This window comes from Arthrobacter sunyaminii, assembly GCF_018866305.1.
GTDB lineage: Bacteria > Actinomycetota > Actinomycetes > Actinomycetales > Micrococcaceae > Arthrobacter_B > Arthrobacter_B sunyaminii.
Genome location: NZ_CP076456.1, coordinates 3,895,672 through 3,914,265 on the forward strand (window position 1 = coordinate 3,895,672; position 18,594 = coordinate 3,914,265).

Below are 18,594 nucleotides of genomic sequence, written 5' to 3' on the forward strand. Positions count from 1 at the left end.
TAAGCGTGCCAGATAAAAGGTCCGGGGGTGCACATCCGGCTCCTTCCGGAACCCGGACACGCCGGGCATTCCCGCTTCCTCGCCGGGGTACCGCTGCCCAGTCATCATCCCCGGACAAAGATCGTTAGAGTGGTCCTATGGCCCATCCCGTACCGAGCGCACCCAAGCGAACCCCGTTGACGGCGTCAATGGGCAATGCCGCCGCGCATCCGGTGCATGCTTCCCTTCCAACAGTGGAAGAGGTCTCCGCGGGGGGAATCGTGGTGGATGCCGCTTCAGCGGACCTGCCCGTGGCCATTATTGCCCGTCTGAACCGCGGCGGGCGGCTGGAATGGTGCCTTCCCAAAGGCCATCCGGAAAATGATGAAGACAGCCGGGAAGCAGCCATCCGGGAAATCGCCGAGGAGACCGGCATCGACGGGCGGATCCTGACAGCCCTGGGAAGCATCGACTACTGGTTTACGGTGAGTGGTCACCGCGTGCATAAAACCGTGCACCACTTCCTGCTGGCTGCCACGGGCGGTCACCTGACCATCGAAAATGATCCGGACCACGAAGCCGTGGATGTCGCCTGGGTTCCGCTGGCGGAACTGGGCAAGCGGCTTTCCTTTCCCAATGAACGGCGCATCGCTGACCTGGCGCGGGAAATCCTGCCCCGGTACCTCTGACGGCACCGGTCCGGCATGCCGTGTTCCAGTGCTGGTGCAGTGCTGCGTTTTATCGGCTGCCGCACTGAAGTGAGAGCATAGGGACACCATGGCCGAAAACAATATTGCTCCCAGCACGGCGCGTTCCAGCGCCGTCATGGCAGCCGGAACCCTCGTCTCCCGTGTCCTCGGCCTCGTCCGAACCGCTCTTTTGGCCGTGGCCATTGGCAACACGGGCCTGGTAACGGACATCTTCAGCTCTGCCAACGTGCTGCCCAACTTTATCTACCTGCTGCTGGCCGGCGGCGTTTTCAACGCCGTGCTGGTTCCGCAAATCATCAAGGCCAGCAAGCGGCCGGACCGGGGCCGGGAATACGTCTCGTCGATCATGACCCTGAGCCTGCTCGGGCTGGGCGTCCTGGCGCTGGTTGCAACCCTTGCCGCCCCGTGGATCCTGCCATTGGTGACACAGCTGGACGAAACGCAGCTTCCGCTGGCCACAACCTTCGCCTACTGGCTCTTTCCGCAGATCTTCTTCTACGGCGCGTATGCGGTCATCGGACAGACGCTCAATGCCAACGGCCGCTTCGGAGCTTATATGTGGGCTCCGGTCGTCAACAATGTGGTTGCCATCGCCGGAATCGTGCTGTTCATCGCGCTGATCGGACGGGAAGAGACCAGCGCCTTCTCGCCGGAGAACTGGACCACGTCCGCCACCGTGCTGCTGGCCGGCAGCACCACCCTCGGCATCGTTGTCCAGGCCCTCGTCCTCTTAATTCCGCTGCGCAAACTCGGCCTGGGCCTGCGCCCCAACCTGCGGATGCGCGGCATCGGCCTGCGGCAGACCGGAAAAGTGGCCAAATGGACGATCATCACCATGCTGGTGGGCAACGGCGCCTATCTCGTTTACACCAACATTGCCACCATCGCCACGGCCGCACGCCCGGCCTATGCGGCGATGAACCCGCCCGAGGTCATTGCCGGGCACCTGAACCTTGAGACGGCTTCCATGTTCTACATGATCCCGCACTCCGTCATCACGCTTTCGCTGGCCACGGTGCTGTTCAACCAGATGTCCCACGCCTTCACCGAGGGAAACCTGAAGGCAGTACGGGACACCGTTTCCTCCGGCCTCCGCGCCATCGGTGTGGCAACCGTCTTCTGTTCCGCCGTGCTGGTGGTGCTGGCCGGTCCCCTGAGCATGTGGTTCAGCGGCGGATCCATTGCCTCCGCCGTGGTCCAGGGCCAGGTGCTGATGCTGCTGGCGATCAGTGCACCTTTCCTCAGCGCCACTTTCCTCATGAACCGTGCCTTTTACGCCGATGAGGACGGCAAGACACCGATGATCATGCAGATCATCCTGTCCGTTTTCGGCATCGCGCTGGCACTCGGTGCCGCCGCTCTTCCGCCCAACCGGATTGTCTTCGGTCTTGCCGTTGCATATTCGCTCGGCAATGTTGCCGGCGTGATCATCAGCCATATCTTCCTGACCCGGAAGCTGGGTTACTACGGAGCCGGCGAAATCTTCGATGTCCACGTCCGGCTGACGGTCGCGGCCCTGGGCAGCGCCGTCCTCGGATCAGCGGCGCTGGGACTGCTGGGCGGCTATTCCGCTGACGGTTTCGCCTGGTCGTCCCTCACCGGTTCGCTGGTGGCTTTGCTGGTCTGCGGATCGCTGATGGCCGGGTCCTACTTCTTCATGCTGCGTGCCCTGAAGGTGAAGGAGCTCGATGCCTTCCTCGCACCGATTCTGGCAAAGGTGCGCCGCTAGGCAGGCATGCCGCGCCCGGGAACCGGCGTTGCCTTCTGAAGGATTTCCCATTGCCCGCGGGTAGCATGGGTACAAAGCATGCGATGCAGTCTCGTCACGAATAATCAGCAGGTCAGTCCGCAGCAAAAATGAACGCAGTAATTTGCCGTTTCCATGGGAGGAACACGTGCCACAGCCGGTAGACGTTGGCTCAACGCTGGGAGGCCGCTACAAAGTGACCGCCTGGGTCCTGGCCTCTGCAGAAGATGATCTGGTCCTCGACGGCGTGGACCAGGTGCTGAACCGTGCGGTAAGCATCCTCCTGGCTGCACCCGAAAACACCTCCCAGGTCAGTGCCAGTGCCCGTGAAATTGCCACGGGTGAACGTGCCAGCAATGTGCAGGTCCTGGATCTCGGCGTGAGCGACGGCCGCACCTATCTGGTGACCAACAATGCAAATGCAGCGGATTTGCTGGACCTGGTCATTGAGCGGGACGCACCGTATGTTGAACCCTTCTTTACCGACACCCTCGGCTCCGAAATTTTCGGCATGCCCCGTTCGCGGGAACCAGAGAACGAGGAAGAGGACAGGTACGTCGAGGAACCTGCCGAACGTGCACCGCGCAAACCACTGATGTCCGGCCGTCCGCTGCCCAGGCTTCCCAAGTTTGGGCGAGGGGCTGCCGCGGCAGGAACCGGTGCCATGGTCTCCGGCGCCGAAGAAGCCGCCGCCGCACGCGACCTGGAGTTCGGCGAAGCCGAAGACGCTCCCGCAGAAGCAGCCACCGGTGCAGCCACGCTGCCGCCGCCGCCTTCCGCACGCCCCAAGGGTCCCCGCGTCCAGGAACGCGGCACGGCGCCGGCCACCGGCCAGACACCCAAAGTTTCACGCTGGACGGACACCGACTACTCCGAGGAAACCGCTTCCGACGACGATGACACCGCCGCGGGCAGCATGTCGGAGACAAATCATCCGGTGCAGGATTCCGGCCGCCGGCCCTCCAACTTCCCCAGGTCCGCCGTGGCTGCGACCGCCGCAGGATCCGGCAATGATTACAGTGAGAATTACCCGGACGACGGCGGCTACGACGAAGACGAGGATGACGCCCCGCCGCGCACCAACCGCACCATGGGGCGTGTCCTCGTGGGGACCCTCCTGACGCTGGTCCTGATCGTCGCCGTCGTCCTGTCCGTCAGCACCCTCGGCAGTCTCAAGGACCCCGATCCCCTGGCCGGCTCCGACACAACGCCTACGGCAGCCGCGCCGGAGCAGGCACCGGCCGCCGAAGCCCCTGCTGAGGAGCCCGCAGCCCCGGCTCCGGTACCTGCAGGGGTCAGCCGGCTTGTCCCCGCCAACCCCGCACTGGATGCTGAACATGACGGCGAACTTCCCCAGATCCTTGACGGCAATCCGGCAAGCTACTGGTCCAGCTACGAATACGCTAATGACACCTTCGGCGGGTACGCTCCCAACCTGGCCCTCGTCGTCGAGCTGGAGGAGGAATCCGCGATCAACAAGATCGACATCACCCAGCTCAACGGCACCGGCGGCAGCTTCTCCGTGCTGCTCAACGATTCTCCGACTCTGGACGGTGCCGTCACCGTAGCCGAGACCGGGTTCACCGGCCCGACCACCAGCATTCCGGTACCCAAGACGAATGGTGAAACAGCCACCGCACAGTACGTGATTGTGAACTTCACGCAGCTGCCGCGCCTGACCGGGGTGCAGACCGCCTTTCCGTGGGGCCTGCGGATCGCCGAAATCGGCGTCTCCTAACCCCGGCATCGTCACGGATCGGGCCGGGAGGCACCCGGCCCGCTCTCCTGACATGTGCGGGACGCGCTGCCCGGAATAAGCTGGAGCCTGGAACGGTTGTGCCCAGTGATCCCGGAGTAAGCACACAGAACATGATTCGTCAGGACTACTGCAGGATCGCTGAAGTTTTCAACAGGAAGAGGAACACCTAACCGTGAGCATCGAAACCCCCGCAGCCGCCGACGGCGTACGCGACGTCATCATTGTCGGTTCCGGTCCGTCCGGTTACACCGCCGCCGTTTACACGGCGCGCGCCAACCTCAAGCCGCTGCTGATTGCCAGCTCGGTTACCGCCGGCGGTGAGCTGATGAACACCACGGACGTGGAGAATTTCCCCGGCTTCCCCGAAGGCGTCATGGGTCCGGACCTGATGGCCCAGTTCGAGAAGCAGGCAGCGCGCTTCGGTACGGAAATCCTTTTTGAGGACGTCACCTCCCTGGAGCTCGACGGCGACATCAAGAAGGTCACCATCGGCACCGGCGAAACCTTCCTGGCGCGGGCCGTCATCATCTCCACCGGCTCCGCCTACCGCGAGCTGGGCCTTGAGGACGAGAAGCGCCTGTCCGGCCGCGGCGTCAGCTGGTGTGCCACCTGCGACGGTTTCTTCTTCAAGGGCCAGGACATCGCCGTCATCGGCGGCGGCGATTCCGCTCTGGAAGAGGCCCTGTTCCTGACGAAGTTTGCCTCCAGCGTGACCGTGGTACACCGCCGCTCCACTCTGCGTGCGTCCAAGATCATGCAGGACCGCGCCCTGTCCCACGAGAAGATCCGCTTTGTCTGGGATTCGGAAGTGGCTGGCATCCACGGTGAAGACAAGGTCACCGGTCTGCGCCTGCGCAGCACGGTGGACGGCTCCGAGTCCGACCTGGCCGTCACCGGCGTCTTCGTCGCCATCGGCAACGACCCGCGGACCGACCTCGTCAAGGACCAGCTGGAGCTGACCAGCGAAGGCACCATCGCCGTCGCCGGCCGCACCTCCAAGACCTCCCTGCCCGGCGTGTTCGCCGCCGGCGACGTCATTGACCCCACCTACCGCCAGGCGATCACCGCTTCGGGTTCGGGCTGCGTGGCTGCCATCGACGTTGAGCATTACCTGGCTGACCTGGGCGATTCGGTGGCCACCGCAGCCGAAGTGCCCACCCCGCCGGCTGAAGCCGTATCCGAACACGCCGCCCTCTAAGTTCGCAGAAATCTGTAAGGAGCACCACATGAGCAACGCTAAAGATGTCACCGACGCTTCCTTCGGCGCCGACGTCCTCACCGCCGACAAGCCCGTCATCGTTGACTTCTGGGCAGAGTGGTGCGGCCCGTGCCGCATGCTCTCCCCCATCCTCGACGACATTGCCGCGCAGTACGCGGACAAGGTGGACGTCGTGAAGGTGAACGTGGATGACAACCCCGCCATCGCCGCCAAGTACGGCATCACGTCCATTCCCGCTGTCTACGTATTCCAGGGCGGTGAAGTGGCTGCCACGTCCATCGGCGCCAAGCCCAAGCAGGTCCTGGAACAGGAATTTGCGGCCTTCCTGAAGTAAGTCACCAACCATGCACCCGGCAGGAGAAACCCTGCGGAGAATGGACGCCGGCCGGCGTGTCAGGGCGCTTCGCGAAGCGCTGCTGAGCGCCGGCATCTCCATGTCCTATTTGGCTCCGGACTCCGTCAACAACCCCGATCTCTTTGACGATCACGTGGACGCCGCCGTCCGTTCCTTCCAGCAAAGCCGCGGGCTCATCGTGGACGGCGTGGCCGGACCCGACACCCTGCGTGCCCTGGCTGAAGCGCAGTTCCGCTTCGGGGACCGCGTCTTGGCCCTGGTCGAAGGCCAGCAGCCAATACGGGGCGATGACGTTGCAGAACTCCAGCGGCACCTCTCGCACCTGGGGTTCTACTACGGCCACATCGACGGCGAATTCAACGTCCGTACCCGTTATGCCGTTGCCGAGCTGCAGAACAACCTTGGCATTCCCGGCACCGGCGTCTGCGACCAGGACACTATTCGAGCCATGGCCCGGGTTAACCGCGCCATCACGCCCAGCCAGGCATTTGCCCTGCGTGACTATGAGCGGCTGGACCGTTCCACCGCTGCGCTGCGCGGCCGTTTGATCGCCCTCAGCACCGGAAGCTCCGAGCTGGCCTCGCCCCACGCCGTCGACCGGCTGACATCCCGGCCACTGACCGAAGCCATGGTTGCCGCCGACATCGGGCAGCGCGTGGAGCGTATTCTGCGCGAGTTCGGTGCCGGAGTTGTTTCCCGTGCCTCCGCCTTCGCCGGGGTGGACGGCGGCGGCGAGAGGGTCCCCAGCCTCAGCCTGGATCTCCACTGTGACTGGCTGGACCAGCAGGCAGCTTCCGGAATCGCCGCCTTTTACTGGGGCTTGCCCGGAACCGGTGAAGCACGATCACCCATCGGTCACCGCGCCGCCATCCTGCTGATGAAGGAACTGGCCGCCCGGACCGGTATGGACAGCCTGGGCGTCCACGGCCGCACGTGGGACACCCTCAAACTCTCCGGAATCCCCTCCGTCGGCCTGGACCTTGGTTACCTCAGCAACCGCGGCGACGCGGAACGGCTGGCAGATCCGGTTTTCCGGCAAACGGTGGCCGATTCCATCGTTATCGGCATTCAGCGCCTCTACCTGCTCGAAGAAGAGGACCAGCCCACGGGCACCTTGGCTCTGGACGATGTGTTCCGTTTTAATCCGGCGGAAGTTCCGGAGGAACGGCGCGTAGCCGGACTCTAACAGGCATCCACCGCACAATACGACGGCGGCGTCCCCCTTCGCGGGGGACGTCGCCGTCGTTGTTTAGGCGGCTACTGGCAAGTGCCCGGCTTAGGAGGTGCCGGCTGTAGATCCCATAGTCGGTACCCATGCCGTTGCGAAGCCAACCAATTAACGCGTCGGCAGCGTGGTGAAAAGTATCCTCGCGAAAAGCCCCTGTTCGTTCGAACTGGACGTTGCAGTGGTGGGCATGGGCTACGTCGGGCTGCCGACTTCCCTGGCTTTCCGGAGGCCGTCTACCGGGTGATGGGGATCGACATCAACTCCCGCCGGCTGCAGGCCATTCAGGGCGCGCGTGCCGACCTGCTCGAAGGCGACCGCGACCGTTCGGACCGTGCGTTGGAGGACCCGGCGTTTGATCTGACGTGCGATCCGCCGCGGCTCTCCAGCGCCGCTGCTGTTGTCGTGGCCGTCCCCACGCCGGTCGACACATGTCTGGTGCCGGACTTTTCCATCCTGCGCAGCGCCTGCAGCACGGTGGTGGAACACGCCGTTCCGCGCCAGTTGCTCGTCCTGACGTCATCAACCTACGTGGGCAGCACCCGGGCTCTTTGTGGGCCCCCTGGCAACCCGCGGGTTGGATACAGGAAGGCACCTGCATGTGGCGTTCAGGCCGGAACGCATCAATCCGGACGTGGATGATTTCAGCCAGGAGGATGTCCCCCGGGCTGAACAAATACGTGCCCGCCGTGCATCTGGTGCCAGCGGCCGAGGCCGCGGAAATGACAAAGCTGCTGGAGAACACCTTCCGTGCCGTGGCTATCGCCCTGGCCAACAAGTTCGCCGATATCTGTGGGGCTCTGGGTATCCCGGTGATGGATGTCATCGACGCCGCAGACACCAAACCGTTCGGGTTCATGCGGTTCAATTCGGTGCCCGGGATGGGCGAGCACTGCATCCACACGCCGCACACCGACTTTGACGTGTCATGGCTGGCCTCGGTACCCGCCGTCCTGGACGCCGCCTACAGGCTTCCCGCAGGCCTCAACATCATTGCGCTGTGATTCTCAGCCGCACCACTTCTTTGCAGGGAATACACCACCATGAAAACAGCAGTAACGGCGGCGCCGGCTTTAACGGCAGCCATCTTTCTGAATACCTACTGGCCGCCGGCGACCACGTGACGGTTCTTGATGATCTGTCCACCGGCTCCCTGGAAAACCTCCGCGGAGTGCTGGACCACCCCGGCATCCGCCTTGTCGAGGGAACCATTTTGGACCGGACCGCCGCTGAGAGTGTGATCGCCGGTGCGGACCGATTGTTCCATCTGGCCGCCGCCGTCGGCGTCATGCTCATTGTCGAAGACCCGCTCACAAGCCTGCGCCAATATCCAGGAACCGAAGTGGTGCTGGACGCCACCGTAGCTGCCGGTGAGTGCGGCTATTGCGTGGCTTTTCAACCGCCAATGGTGCTGCCGGAACCCCGGACGGTGGCCAGGATGGTCTCCTAGCCGTCGCGTGCCAACGTTTAGGAAGGAGGCTGAACCTGCCGCAGGTGGGCTGGTTGAGTTGGAGGGTCTTTGAATATGGGAACCAAGTCTGCTCGCCGACTGCCGTCGCACCGCAAACATAAACGGTCTCTGCAAACCTTTGCCGCTCTCCTGATGCTATCTCTTCCCATGGCCTTCCTGATCTTCGAGGCCTATGGCTGGCAGCGGCCGGCTGGGGTTCCCCGGACAACACATGTGCCGTCGCGGAAGCACAGCCCCTTCCGGCTTACATACCCTCCGAGTCGCTCCCCTTCGCCCCCCGGGCAAACGGTAGTGAGCCTGACGTTCGACGACGGGGTCAGCGGTGCGGCACGTGCGGCTGAAATCCTCAACGCCGTGGACATGAAGGGAACCTTCTACATGAAGTCAGGTTTGCTGGACGAAACCGGATTCATGGCCCTCCGGCAGGCCAAAGGCGTGGCCGGCCCATTGATGACGAATCCCTGCTCCATGAGTTTGTCGCCTGGCTGGCAATACGGGAAACCATCAGTCCGACTGTGGTCCTCTCCGTGCAGGAGGTGTTTGGCGGGCATTTGCTGGTCCCGGGCCGTTGCGGCAGCAACACCGCGGAGTTGACCAGGGCGCCGGGCCCGCGGGGAGGCACGGGTGGGCAGGTGTGACCGTGTGAGGCTATGAAAGCGGTGATGCCAAACTGACACAGACGCAGGGTCTGGGTACGTTTTCCCCTGCCGTCCATCCTGGTCGCCGTTGCTTGTTGAGACTCTCCTGCACTGCCGATGTGCCAACCCAGCTCAGTCTTTACTATCGGGCCAATTTGGGTGAATGGCAGAATGGACGGCCGGTCCCTTCTTGGAACCCTCCGAAGACTTCACTCCCACGGCATGGACAACCCCTCCTGTTCCCGAAGGCGCAGCCGGCCTGACGTATGGTCCGTCATTGAGCGTCCGGGAGTCCTGCGGATGCGTCTACGGAGGGTGTGACGGAGCGGTGATCGGCAATAGCTGCGAACCCGGGCTGCGGGCAGAAGACGAGGGTTGGTTGCATGGGTATATGCTCCCCGCCGCGAAAATCGGTTCTGCCTTGATCTCCCGTTCGACGACGTCAATGTTCCCCGGGCCTTCGCCATGCGGGGTTCCGTCGTCCCCTGGGCGGACGAGCCGGAATGCTACAGCCAGATCCATGACGCGGGACCGGCACTCTATGACGACGTCGCTTACGTTTTCGGGGATGACGACGTCCGTCCCGCCAATACCCTTCACAACGGTGCCGGCATGGACGTCTCGCCCGCTCTCAATGGCTGCCTGGGTTTTGAATCTCTGAACGCCGCCGACCGTGTGAGTCGGTAATTGCTGGACCAGACGCATGTTCCGGCCGACCCCTGGCGGGAGTCGTCACCGCCAGCCAGGTGCAGCATGAGTGAACCAGCAGCCACGCCGTCCGCAGTTCGAAGCTCATCTAAAAAGTCTTGGGGGGGGAACGTGGAACCATGCGCAATTCTGGTCATTGCACTGCTGATGCTGGGGATCGCCACTCCCCTATCGAGCACGGTAGGCCTGCTTCGCCGGATCGGGGAATTACATAACCCAAGCATCCCGAACCAGTTGGCCTGCCCACAGACATCACACTGTCTTCCTGAATCAGGTTGCCGTCCTGATAGCAGCACGCCATGAAGAACTCGTGATCGCGGAAACCATCGCCTCAGCCAAAGTGCTCATCCTTACCTCCAACCTTCACGTTGTTTCGGATGGTTCCACCGGCGCAACTTCGTTAATCGCTGAAGCCGAAGGGGTGAACTGTCTGGAACTGCATCCGAACCGGGGAAAGGCCAGTGCGCATGCCGCCGGAATTGGGTACTACGCTCTGGCGTCCATTTATGAGGGCATGCTCCTTCTCGATGCTGATACACGGTTGATGCCGGATTACGTCAAGACCAAGCTGCCTCGGTTCGCCGCATCTGACGTCGTCGCAGTCGCCGGCCGGGCGAAGTCCCTCCCTGCAGCGGATGCCGGAAACCAGTGGGTTGGGTTTTGCTCGCATGCCGGGAGCGCACTCAACAGCATTACTCAACGGGACCGGGAGTGAACTGGATATCCCTCTCGGACTAACTCATCAGGTTCGTTGGCTTGCACACAAACAGCGGTACTACTCAGGTAGTTACTCGTGCACTGCATCGAAGTTACCTACGGACACCCCCACGAGATACGCCCGACGCATCCATTGACGATGGTCATCCATCCACGATGCCTCAGCACTCAGGCTAGCCAGGTCGCCGCTCGACTGAGGTGAAAGTGCCGCTACCACCGGTACCCGACGCCCGGCCACCGCCTTCAATATCGTGAAGACCGCAGTCCTCCGTAAACTCGACGGTTCACGGCCGGGCTCCCGCTGGGTGGCAGCGTTTCACGTGAACCAAGGAACTGTGGTGGGGGTCGTCGAATCGCCATAGCTACGGCGGAGGACGGCGAGTGCACGTCGAAGTTCATCTAAACCGGTTGGAAGCGGCATGCAACACCTGGGTAGGACGGTGGCCGCGGACAACAATGGCATCTCCGGAATTCATAACGGACTCCTCGCGTGCGGCTACCTGGAGAGAAGCTCGACACTTGTTTCACGTGAAACAGACATAGAGACCTAAGGGATTCGTCCCCTGGCAGGTGTTGAGCGGCGATGTCAGGACCGGGGACCGGGGACCGGAGCCGGCGACGAGTCAGATAGCCTGCCAGACCCCGGCCTTCAACCGGGCACGCGTCCGCGGCATACCAGCTGCACGTACACCGACAGGCCGGCGGACGGGGGCGATGAGTACCGTGAAAGACAGAGGCATGCATTCAAGTCGACGCGACCCCACCCAGACCGTACGCGGCCAGCCAGTGGGGTTTGGGGGCCTTCCGGCACGGCCGAGAGCAGAGGCACCCGCCAAGTGGAACCGTATCTCCACACCCCGTGGTCTACCGCTCCGGGATGATGCGCGCTGACAGTGTAGGACGCCACTGGCGCACATTCTTCGGGGGTCACCGCCTACCAGGGTGTGCTGTTTCAAGGCCAGCAAGGAAACTGCGGCGTGTGCCGGCCGCGGATGGGGACGGGCGCCGTGGCACGGACAGTCCATGACGTTTCACGTGAAACAGGAGGACCGTATGGCGTCCAGTAAAAATGGTGCGGGCCTTTATGTTAAATCGGGCGGTCCGCATTCGATCGGTCTCGGACATCCGCGCGAGCGGAACATAGGACGTCCACGGGGTAAGCAAGGTCTGCTTGTTGATACTCCGAACTGACAAGACACCTCCGGCTCGTGAGCCACGTACGATGCTATTCGGCGACCACGAACCGACCCGCATGTCGGTCATGCGTCACCCAGCAGCCAGAACTCACGTGGTCGTAACGTTTCACGTGAAACACAAGAACGGACGGCTACTGACCTGGCTGTGGGCGACTACGGATTATGTCGGGAGCTGCGATCAAGCGCTCACGGACGACAGCCCATCTAACGTACTTCTGTTATTCGCGGTCTGTTCTCCAACCACACATGGCCTGAATCAGAGGTAGCCGCGAAGCGAAGACGGTTAATTGCCTATCCAGGAGCAGCACTACCCTGTGACCCTAACCCACGGAGCAAAGCGGATAAGTGGAGCCGACACAGCCGCACAAAAGACCATGTTCCACGTGAAACACAGGCGCCGGCACATCCCCAACTCGTTAGGGCGAGAGGGCTGAGGCAGGGAGGCAACGAGCGACCAGGAGAACAGTTGGCTGTATAGCGCACTCAGAAACTGAATCATGCCGGTGTTCAGGACTGGCAGGCGGCAACCAGCCTTCTAGTCATCTCCAACCGATCCTGCGGCTCTTTGGGCCATGACTTGCTGCATGGAACAAGAGCTCTCCGTCGCACCAACTGCTGACCGCGCGTGCGGCAAGCGATTTCGTTCCGCGATCAGCGTGCGGTCCTCGGATGCCGTGTCGCCATTACCTCGATATCAGACGTGCAGTACTGACGCCGCGAAGGCGGTACAGGACAGCTGACCTGGCGGGTGTTTCACGTGAAACACCCCATTGGCCCTAGTTCGCCGGCGGGGCCAGCACTCCCATAATCCGGTTCAGATCATCAACACTGGCGAACTCAATGCTGACTTTGCCCTTGCGCGCACCCAGCGTAATTTTCACATTGGTATCCAGTCGGTCTGAAAGGGAGGTGGCAAGGTAGTCAAGGCGTTCATGTCGTGCGCCGGTTTTCGGTTTTGCAGCCTTGGCGGGACGCCGAAGCCCGTCGCTCAGAGCCACGATCTCCTCAGTTGCACGGACGGAAAGACCCTCAGCGACAATGCGCTGCGCCAGCTTTTCCATCTCCGCCGCATCGGCCAGTCCCAGCAGTGCTCGTGAATGCCCGGCGGACAGTATCCCGGCTGCAAGCCGGCGCTGTACGAGAGGAGGAAGCTTCATCAACCGCAATGTGTTGGTAACCTGCGGTCGCGACCGCCCAATGCGGTCCGCCAACTCCTCGTGCGAGCACTCAAAGTCGTCCAGAAGCTGCTGGTACGCTGCCGCTTCTTCCAACGGATTGAGCTGGCTGCGGTGAAGGTTCTCCAGCAGGGCATCCCGGAGCAGATCCACGTCCTGGGTGGAGCGGATAATTGCCGGAACAGCTTCCAGTCCAGCCTCACGACTGGCCCGCCATCTGCGTTCACCCATGACCAGTTCATAAGGGTGCTCGGGATCATTTTCAGCGGAGGGCCGGACCACGATCGGCTGAAGAACACCGATCTCGCGGATCGAGTGAACCAGCTCGGCCATGTCCTCTTCATCGAAGACCGACCGAGGCTGCTTTCTGTTCGGGTGGATCGAGTCCACCGGAATCTCGGCAAAGGTCGCTCCGGGCACCTCCACGAGTGTTTCACGTGAAACGCCGCTGCCCTCAGTGCCCTGTGCGGCGTCCTGAGTAGGCTCGACACCCTGGGAGTCGCCGTTGCTCTGGGAAGCGCCGTCGGGGGCCTTCACGGCCTTCGCAGCACGCTTGGCAGCACCGGACGTGGCGGATCCCGTGGGCGAAGTTTCTTCGCCGGCACCCCCCAAGCCGTCCTCAGGACCCGACGGCTGTGTGCGGTTCTGCTGGCGCGGCGACGACGCAGCCGAGCTCTTGGAAGCGGGGCCCCGGAGGGCATCCTTGTTGATGCCGCTGCCTCTCCGGACGCCCTGGGCGGCCGGCCGAGAAGGCGTTACGTTGTCTGCGGCGGACGGGAAGAACACATCGACGGGACGCCCGGCACGTGTGGGCACTGAAGATGTGGATGCAGGTTCCTCGGGTGCTGCACTGCTGGGGATTAGTGCCCCCAGGCCTCTTCCCAAACCACGACGCTTTTCGGTCATGGGTATGTCCTTCCCTTATGCACACAAGCGGCATGGATTGTTTGTGACTGTATTCTACGGTTCATCGCGTCCGTAACGGCGCAAGGACCCGGGGATGTCTAACCGCGCTGGGCGATCTCTGCTGCGGCCTCAAGGTAAGACAAGGCGCCGCTGGAAGACGGATCATATGTCATGACCGTCTGCTGGTAACTCGGGGCTTCAGAAATACGGACCGACCGCGGCACCACTGCACCCAAAACCTGATCCGGGAAATGTTCCCGCACTTCGGCTGCCACCTGCGCCGCCAGGTTGGTGCGTCCGTCGTACATGGTCAGCAGAATCGTGGAGACAACCAAGTCAGCGTTCAAGTGCTTCTGAATCATCTCAATGTTCTTCAGGAGCTGACTCAGGCCTTCGAGTGCGTAGTACTCGCACTGGATAGGAATAAGGACCTCCCGCGCCGCGACAAACGCGTTTACGGTCAGCAGTCCCAAACTCGGCGGGCAGTCAATAAAAATGTAGTCCAGTCGCTCCTGGCCGTTCCGTTCACGCTCCGCGGCATAAACATCGATGGCTCTCCGGAGCCGCTGCTCACGGGCTACCAGCGAAACCAGCTCAATCTCAGCGCCAGCCAGGTGAATTGTTGCCGGCGCACAGATCAGGTTGGAGATATCGGGGCACTGGGCCACAACATTTCCCAGCGGGAGATCATCGATGAGCACGTCATAAATACTCTCCACTTCGGCGCGGTGGTCGATGCCGAGGGCGGTAGAAGCATTTCCCTGCGGATCTATGTCAATCACCAGGACGTTCAGACCCGCGGTGGCAAGTGCGGCAGCCAGGTTCACGGTGGTGGTGGTTTTGCCTACACCGCCCTTTTGATTGCTAACCGTCATGATGCGCGTTTCCGCGGGGCGGGGAAGAACGCGGCCGCGGAGCTTTTCGCGGCGGCGGTTTTCGTGTGCCAGTTCCCGGGCAAGCGGGGTGCTTTCGTCCATCAAATCCATAACGTCCACCGACGTCGACGGCATGACCGCCGCGTCAGATACACCACCTTCGATAGCCTCGGGGCCCGCGGACGGTTCGACCGCGGTCTGCAGGGGAACAGCACTGTGTGTCGTTTCACGTGAAACAAGCTCGCTCCCGGCGGCAGGCGCAGAATTGCCTGCTGCGGGCCGATCAGTCTCCGTCGACGGCACCAGCGCGGTCTGAATCACAGGTGCCTCCGTTACCGGTTCTTGAACCTCGGGAGCACTTGATGGAATCTGTGCGGGATCTTGAGTAGTTGCAAACATTTGGGGTTGAATCCGGGAGAACTGTGCGGAGAGGGCAGAACCCAAAGCAGCAAAAGGGGGAATTCGTTTTGCTCCGGAATCGCGGCGCGCACTCACCTGGACATGCTCACTTTCCAAACATAGGCATTAGTCCATCCAGCCTATCCGCTGCCCGGCAAATATCCCGGATCGAGGCCGGTGTGTGCACAAGATAGTGCTGCGGGCCACTACCCCACGAGGATGCGAACAACCGTTGTGTGTTCTTCCAGAAGGTCCTCGCCAGCCGTCACAATGGACGTTTCGCGGCCCCCGAGCTTGCGGATTGCTTTGGCAGCCTTGGCAATCTCTTCCTCGGCGCTGCGTCCCTTGATGGCCAGGACCTCTCCCTTTCCCTTCAGGAGGGGAATGGTTAGGCCGGCCAGAGTGGACAGTGCCGACACCGCACGGGCGGTCACTACGTCTGCATCAACATCCTTGACGACCTGTTCCGCCCGTCCCCGAAGGACTGTCACGTTGTCCAGGCCGAGGTCCTCCACCACCTCATTCAGCCAGTTAACCCGGCGCTCGAGGGGCTCGATGAGGGTGAGGTGAAGATCAGGACGTGCTATCGCCAGGCACAGGCCCGGAAGGCCTGCGCCGCTGCCGACATCTGCCACCCGCAGGTTTTCATCGATGAGGTCCGCGACGACGGCGCAGTTCAGCACGTGCCTGCTCCACAGCCGTGGCACCTCTCGGGGCCCCAGGAGGCCCCGTTCCATCCCCGACGTAGCCAGGTGTCCGACATAGCGTTCCGCCAGATCCAGCCGGGAGCCGAAGATTCTTTCCGCCGCTATGCGTTCAGCGGGCGATGTTTCAACCACGAAGTGTGTGTCCTTTGTCTGCAGTGCAGTTTCCAGTAGTAAGTGGCCCGGCCTAGGCTTCAGCCTGCGACACCACAATGTGGCGCGCGGCCCCTTCGCCCTCGGATTCGCTGACGAGCCCGAGATCCGCCACGGCGTCGTGCACGATCTTTCGCTCGTAGGCACTCATGGGGCTAAGTGCGATTTCCTTGCCGCTTTCCCGGACCTGGGCAACGGCCTTCTCCGCAATGACCTGCAGCTCGGCGCTGCGCTCCTGGCGGTACCCGGTAATGTCCAGAACGAGACGGGAACGATTATCAGTGGCTGTCAGTACGGAAAGCCGTGTCAGTTCCTGCAGTGCTTCCAGAACTTCGCCGTCCTTGCCGACAAGATGCTGCAGACCGCTGGCGTCGCCTTCCTCCGCCACAACCGAGATGTAAGTCCTGCCGCTGCGGACCTCGATGTCGATGTCTCCGTCGATATCGGCGATGTCCAGCAATTCCTCGAGGTAGTCCGCAGCAACGTCTCCCTCTTCTTCGAGGCGGCCGGGGCGGGCAGCGCCCGCCTGCGGATCAGCAGCAGGTTCAGTCCCTGCTGTCTCTAAACCAGTTTCCGGTGTCTCCGCGGCGGGCTCAGTGGTCATCGCTTTTTCCTGTTCTTCCGCTGGGGCTGGACACGCTGGGTCTTTACGGCCACCGGAGCCGGCTCAACGGTGTCGGACTTCTTCTCGCCGAGCAGCGGGACCATGGGAAGTCCCTTCTTCGCACGGCGTTCGGCCATTGCCTTGGCCGCAGGGGAGCCCGGGGTGGGCATCCGGCGGATGACGAAGAACTGCTGTCCCATGGTCCACAGGTTGGTGGTGGTCCAGTAGATAAGCACGCCGATGGGGAAGTTGATGCCACCGATACCAAACACGAGCGGCAGGATGTAGAGCATCATCTTCTGCTGCTTCATGAAGGGGCTGGCCAGAGCCTCTTCAGACATGTTCTTGGACATGATCTGCTTCTGGGTGATGAACTGCGAAGCGGTCATGGCCAGGATCATGACGATGGAAAGGATGACGACGGCGAGCTGGCCGTCTCCGCCGCCGCCGTGCAGCAGCGAGGAGGACAGCGGAGCACCGAGGATGGTGGCTTCATCGAACTGCTGGATGGCTTCAGAGGACAGGGCACCAATGTGGGCGCCGGTGTCGCTGGCCTTGGAAACGCCGTTCAGCACCTGGAACAGGGCAAAGAAGAACGGCATCTGGATCAGCATGGGCAGACAGGCCGCAAACGGGTTGGTGCCGTGCTTCTTGTACAGCGCCATCTGCTCCTGCGTCATAGCCTGACGGGAGAGCTGGTCGGTTTTACCCTTGTACTTCTGCTGGAGTTTCTTCAAGTCCGGCTGCAGCGACTGCATGCCGCGCTGTGCCTTGATCTGCTTCACGAAGACCGGGATCAAGGCGGCCCGAATCACGATCACCAGGCCAATGATGGACAGCGTCCATGTCCAGCCGGATGCGGCATCCATCCCGAGGAAAACAAAACCCTCGTGGAAGATCCACATGATCCAGGACACTACCCATTTAAAGGGGAACAGTATCGTCTCGAAGAAACCCATTTATACTCCTCAGGCCGCTTCGCGGCTGTCTTCGTCGGCTGGAATCACGGGGTGATTCAGCACAATAATTCTCGGAACCCTGTTGGGATCCCAATTCCTGTCTCCGTGCGGTACGTGGTCCACCCCGCCGTCGTTCCAGGGGTGGCAGCGAACCAGCCGCCGGGCAGCCAGCCAAGTACCGCGCACTGCACCATGAACAGTCACGGCTTCAAGAGCATAGGCGGAGCAGGACGGAAAGAACCTGCAGACCGGCCCGTAAAGGGGCGAAATGGTTTTTCGATAGGCAACCAGGAGGCCGATCAGCATGTAGCGCGGCAGATTCCACACAAAAGAGGCAACCCTCTGAACAGCCTTTCCCGGATTGGTACCGGAGCGGCTCATCAGCAGATCACCTCTTCTGGTCAAACGATGGAACACGGTCGAGTTTGCCTGCACAGGTGCGAAGCGCTCCCATATAGTCCGTACGGAGTTCCTGCCACGACGCCGTTGCCGCCGGCGGCAACGCACGGACCACCACGTCGTATCCGGTGGGGTACTCACGCAGACTCTCCGCAGCTGCTTCCCTCAGTCTTCTCTTAACGAGGTTGCGTGTCACTGCGTTCCCGACGCTTTTGGCGACGATGAAGCCTACGCGGGTCGGGCGTGGCCCGGTTCTCACCGCATATAACACTACGTTCCGGCGCCCACTTCGGGCACCGGAACGTACAGTATGAGAAAAATCCGTCGACGTCCGCACCCGGTTTCCTACGGCCAGCATTTAGGCCGCCTGGAATCGGTTGCGGAGCTGCAGGTACGCAGCATCGACAAACTTAAAGCTGTTTATGCCGACAGTTCGGTGCGGCCCTTGGCGCGGCGTGCGGAAAGGATTCCACGGCCGGCACGGGTACGCATGCGAAGGCGGAAGCCGTGCTTCTTGGCACGACGGCGGTTATTCGGCTGAAAAGTCCGCTTGCTCACGGTAGTTACTCCAAGACAATCTGAGTTGCGCTGGCTTGCTACGACAAGGGGGAAGAACAAGCGGCGCTTTTTTCATGTGACTGACTGCTCTCAACCCGGACCTGGACCCTGATTCCCAGAACCCTGATGGGCATGAAT

At 62.0% G+C, this 18,594-nt stretch carries 19 protein-coding genes; 11 read left to right on the forward strand and 8 right to left on the reverse strand.

The annotated features are described in order from the left end of the window. Nucleotides 1-137 precede the first annotated feature (137 nt). The 11 genes from KG104_RS17840 (at nucleotide 138) to KG104_RS17895 (ending at nucleotide 10,526) form a co-directional block, all read left to right on the forward strand. A complete protein-coding gene (locus KG104_RS17840; protein ID WP_104053459.1) occupies nucleotides 138-668 on the forward strand; it encodes an NUDIX hydrolase in 531 nt (176 codons plus the stop codon). 88 nt (nucleotides 669-756) lie between these two features. Beyond that, nucleotides 757-2,418, forward strand: a complete 1,662-nt coding sequence (gene murJ / locus KG104_RS17845; RefSeq protein ID WP_104053460.1) for a murein biosynthesis integral membrane protein MurJ — start codon at nucleotides 757-759, stop codon at nucleotides 2,416-2,418. Nucleotides 2,419-2,584: 166 nt separating this feature from the next. After that, nucleotides 2,585-4,174 (forward strand): ABC transporter substrate-binding protein, encoded by a 1,590-nt coding sequence (locus KG104_RS17850; RefSeq protein ID WP_207348161.1) that lies wholly within the window; start codon nucleotides 2,585-2,587, stop codon nucleotides 4,172-4,174. A gap of 199 nt (nucleotides 4,175-4,373) precedes the next feature. Beyond that, nucleotides 4,374-5,393, forward strand: coding sequence for a thioredoxin-disulfide reductase (gene trxB / locus KG104_RS17855; protein ID WP_372434198.1), 1,020 nt, complete (start codon nucleotides 4,374-4,376; stop codon nucleotides 5,391-5,393). A gap of 28 nt (nucleotides 5,394-5,421) precedes the next feature. Beyond that, the gene (gene trxA, locus KG104_RS17860; protein ID WP_104053463.1) at nucleotides 5,422-5,748 is read left to right on the forward strand and encodes a thioredoxin; all 327 of its coding nucleotides are present in this window, start codon (nucleotides 5,422-5,424) and stop codon (nucleotides 5,746-5,748) included. A gap of 10 nt (nucleotides 5,749-5,758) precedes the next feature. Continuing rightward, nucleotides 5,759-6,955 (forward strand): peptidoglycan-binding protein, encoded by a 1,197-nt coding sequence (locus KG104_RS17865; RefSeq protein ID WP_104053464.1) that lies wholly within the window; start codon nucleotides 5,759-5,761, stop codon nucleotides 6,953-6,955. A gap of 285 nt (nucleotides 6,956-7,240) precedes the next feature. Then, nucleotides 7,241-7,636, forward strand: a complete 396-nt coding sequence (locus KG104_RS17870; protein WP_207348160.1) for a nucleotide sugar dehydrogenase — start codon at nucleotides 7,241-7,243, stop codon at nucleotides 7,634-7,636. Nucleotides 7,637-7,650: 14 nt separating this feature from the next. Beyond that, on the forward strand, nucleotides 7,651-7,998 hold the full coding sequence (locus tag KG104_RS17875) for a hypothetical protein (protein WP_207348159.1): 348 nt from the start codon (nucleotides 7,651-7,653) through the stop codon (nucleotides 7,996-7,998). Beyond that, nucleotides 7,995-8,444 carry a GDP-mannose 4,6-dehydratase gene (locus tag KG104_RS17880; protein ID WP_237688632.1) on the forward strand — a complete coding sequence of 150 codons (450 nt, stop codon included), beginning with the start codon at nucleotides 7,995-7,997 and terminating at the stop codon, nucleotides 8,442-8,444. The genes KG104_RS17875 and KG104_RS17880 overlap by 4 nt, the downstream gene beginning before the upstream one ends. A 1,034-nt stretch (nucleotides 8,445-9,478) precedes the next feature. Then, nucleotides 9,479-9,790 (forward strand): hypothetical protein, encoded by a 312-nt coding sequence (locus tag KG104_RS17890; RefSeq protein ID WP_207348156.1) that lies wholly within the window; start codon nucleotides 9,479-9,481, stop codon nucleotides 9,788-9,790. Nucleotides 9,791-10,097: 307 nt separating this feature from the next. Further along, the gene (locus tag KG104_RS17895; RefSeq protein WP_273545222.1) at nucleotides 10,098-10,526 is read left to right on the forward strand and encodes a glycosyltransferase; all 429 of its coding nucleotides are present in this window, start codon (nucleotides 10,098-10,100) and stop codon (nucleotides 10,524-10,526) included. Between the two features lie 1,974 nt (nucleotides 10,527-12,500). Here the strand turns inward: KG104_RS17895 and KG104_RS17900 are convergent. The 8 genes from KG104_RS17900 to rpmH form a co-directional block, all read right to left on the reverse strand. Next, nucleotides 12,501-13,805 (reverse strand): ParB/RepB/Spo0J family partition protein, encoded by a 1,305-nt coding sequence (locus KG104_RS17900; protein ID WP_207348154.1) that lies wholly within the window; start codon nucleotides 13,803-13,805, stop codon nucleotides 12,501-12,503. A gap of 98 nt (nucleotides 13,806-13,903) precedes the next feature. Beyond that, nucleotides 13,904-14,815 carry a ParA family protein gene (locus KG104_RS17905; protein WP_207348314.1) on the reverse strand — a complete coding sequence of 304 codons (912 nt, stop codon included), beginning with the start codon at nucleotides 14,813-14,815 and terminating at the stop codon, nucleotides 13,904-13,906. 470 nt (nucleotides 14,816-15,285) lie between these two features. Continuing rightward, on the reverse strand, nucleotides 15,286-15,918 hold the full coding sequence (gene rsmG / locus KG104_RS17910; protein ID WP_104053471.1) for a 16S rRNA (guanine(527)-N(7))-methyltransferase RsmG: 633 nt from the start codon (nucleotides 15,916-15,918) through the stop codon (nucleotides 15,286-15,288). Nucleotides 15,919-15,970: 52 nt separating this feature from the next. After that, nucleotides 15,971-16,540: a Jag family protein gene (locus KG104_RS17915; RefSeq protein ID WP_104160005.1), complete on the reverse strand. Its 570-nt coding sequence runs from the start codon at nucleotides 16,538-16,540 to the stop codon at nucleotides 15,971-15,973. After that, nucleotides 16,537-17,499 (reverse strand): membrane protein insertase YidC, encoded by a 963-nt coding sequence (yidC, locus tag KG104_RS17920; RefSeq protein ID WP_104053473.1) that lies wholly within the window; start codon nucleotides 17,497-17,499, stop codon nucleotides 16,537-16,539. Before yidC ends, KG104_RS17915 begins: the two co-directional genes overlap by 4 nt. 9 nt (nucleotides 17,500-17,508) lie before the next feature. Beyond that, complete coding sequence (yidD, locus tag KG104_RS17925; RefSeq protein ID WP_104053474.1) at nucleotides 17,509-17,880, reverse strand: membrane protein insertion efficiency factor YidD; 372 nt, start codon at nucleotides 17,878-17,880, stop codon at nucleotides 17,509-17,511. Between the two features lie 7 nt (nucleotides 17,881-17,887). Beyond that, nucleotides 17,888-18,256: a ribonuclease P protein component gene (gene rnpA, locus KG104_RS17930; RefSeq protein ID WP_104053475.1), complete on the reverse strand. Its 369-nt coding sequence runs from the start codon at nucleotides 18,254-18,256 to the stop codon at nucleotides 17,888-17,890. Nucleotides 18,257-18,318: 62 nt separating this feature from the next. Beyond that, nucleotides 18,319-18,456, reverse strand: coding sequence for a 50S ribosomal protein L34 (gene rpmH, locus KG104_RS17935; RefSeq protein ID WP_056010217.1), 138 nt, complete (start codon nucleotides 18,454-18,456; stop codon nucleotides 18,319-18,321). Nucleotides 18,457-18,594: the final 138 nt, after the last annotated feature.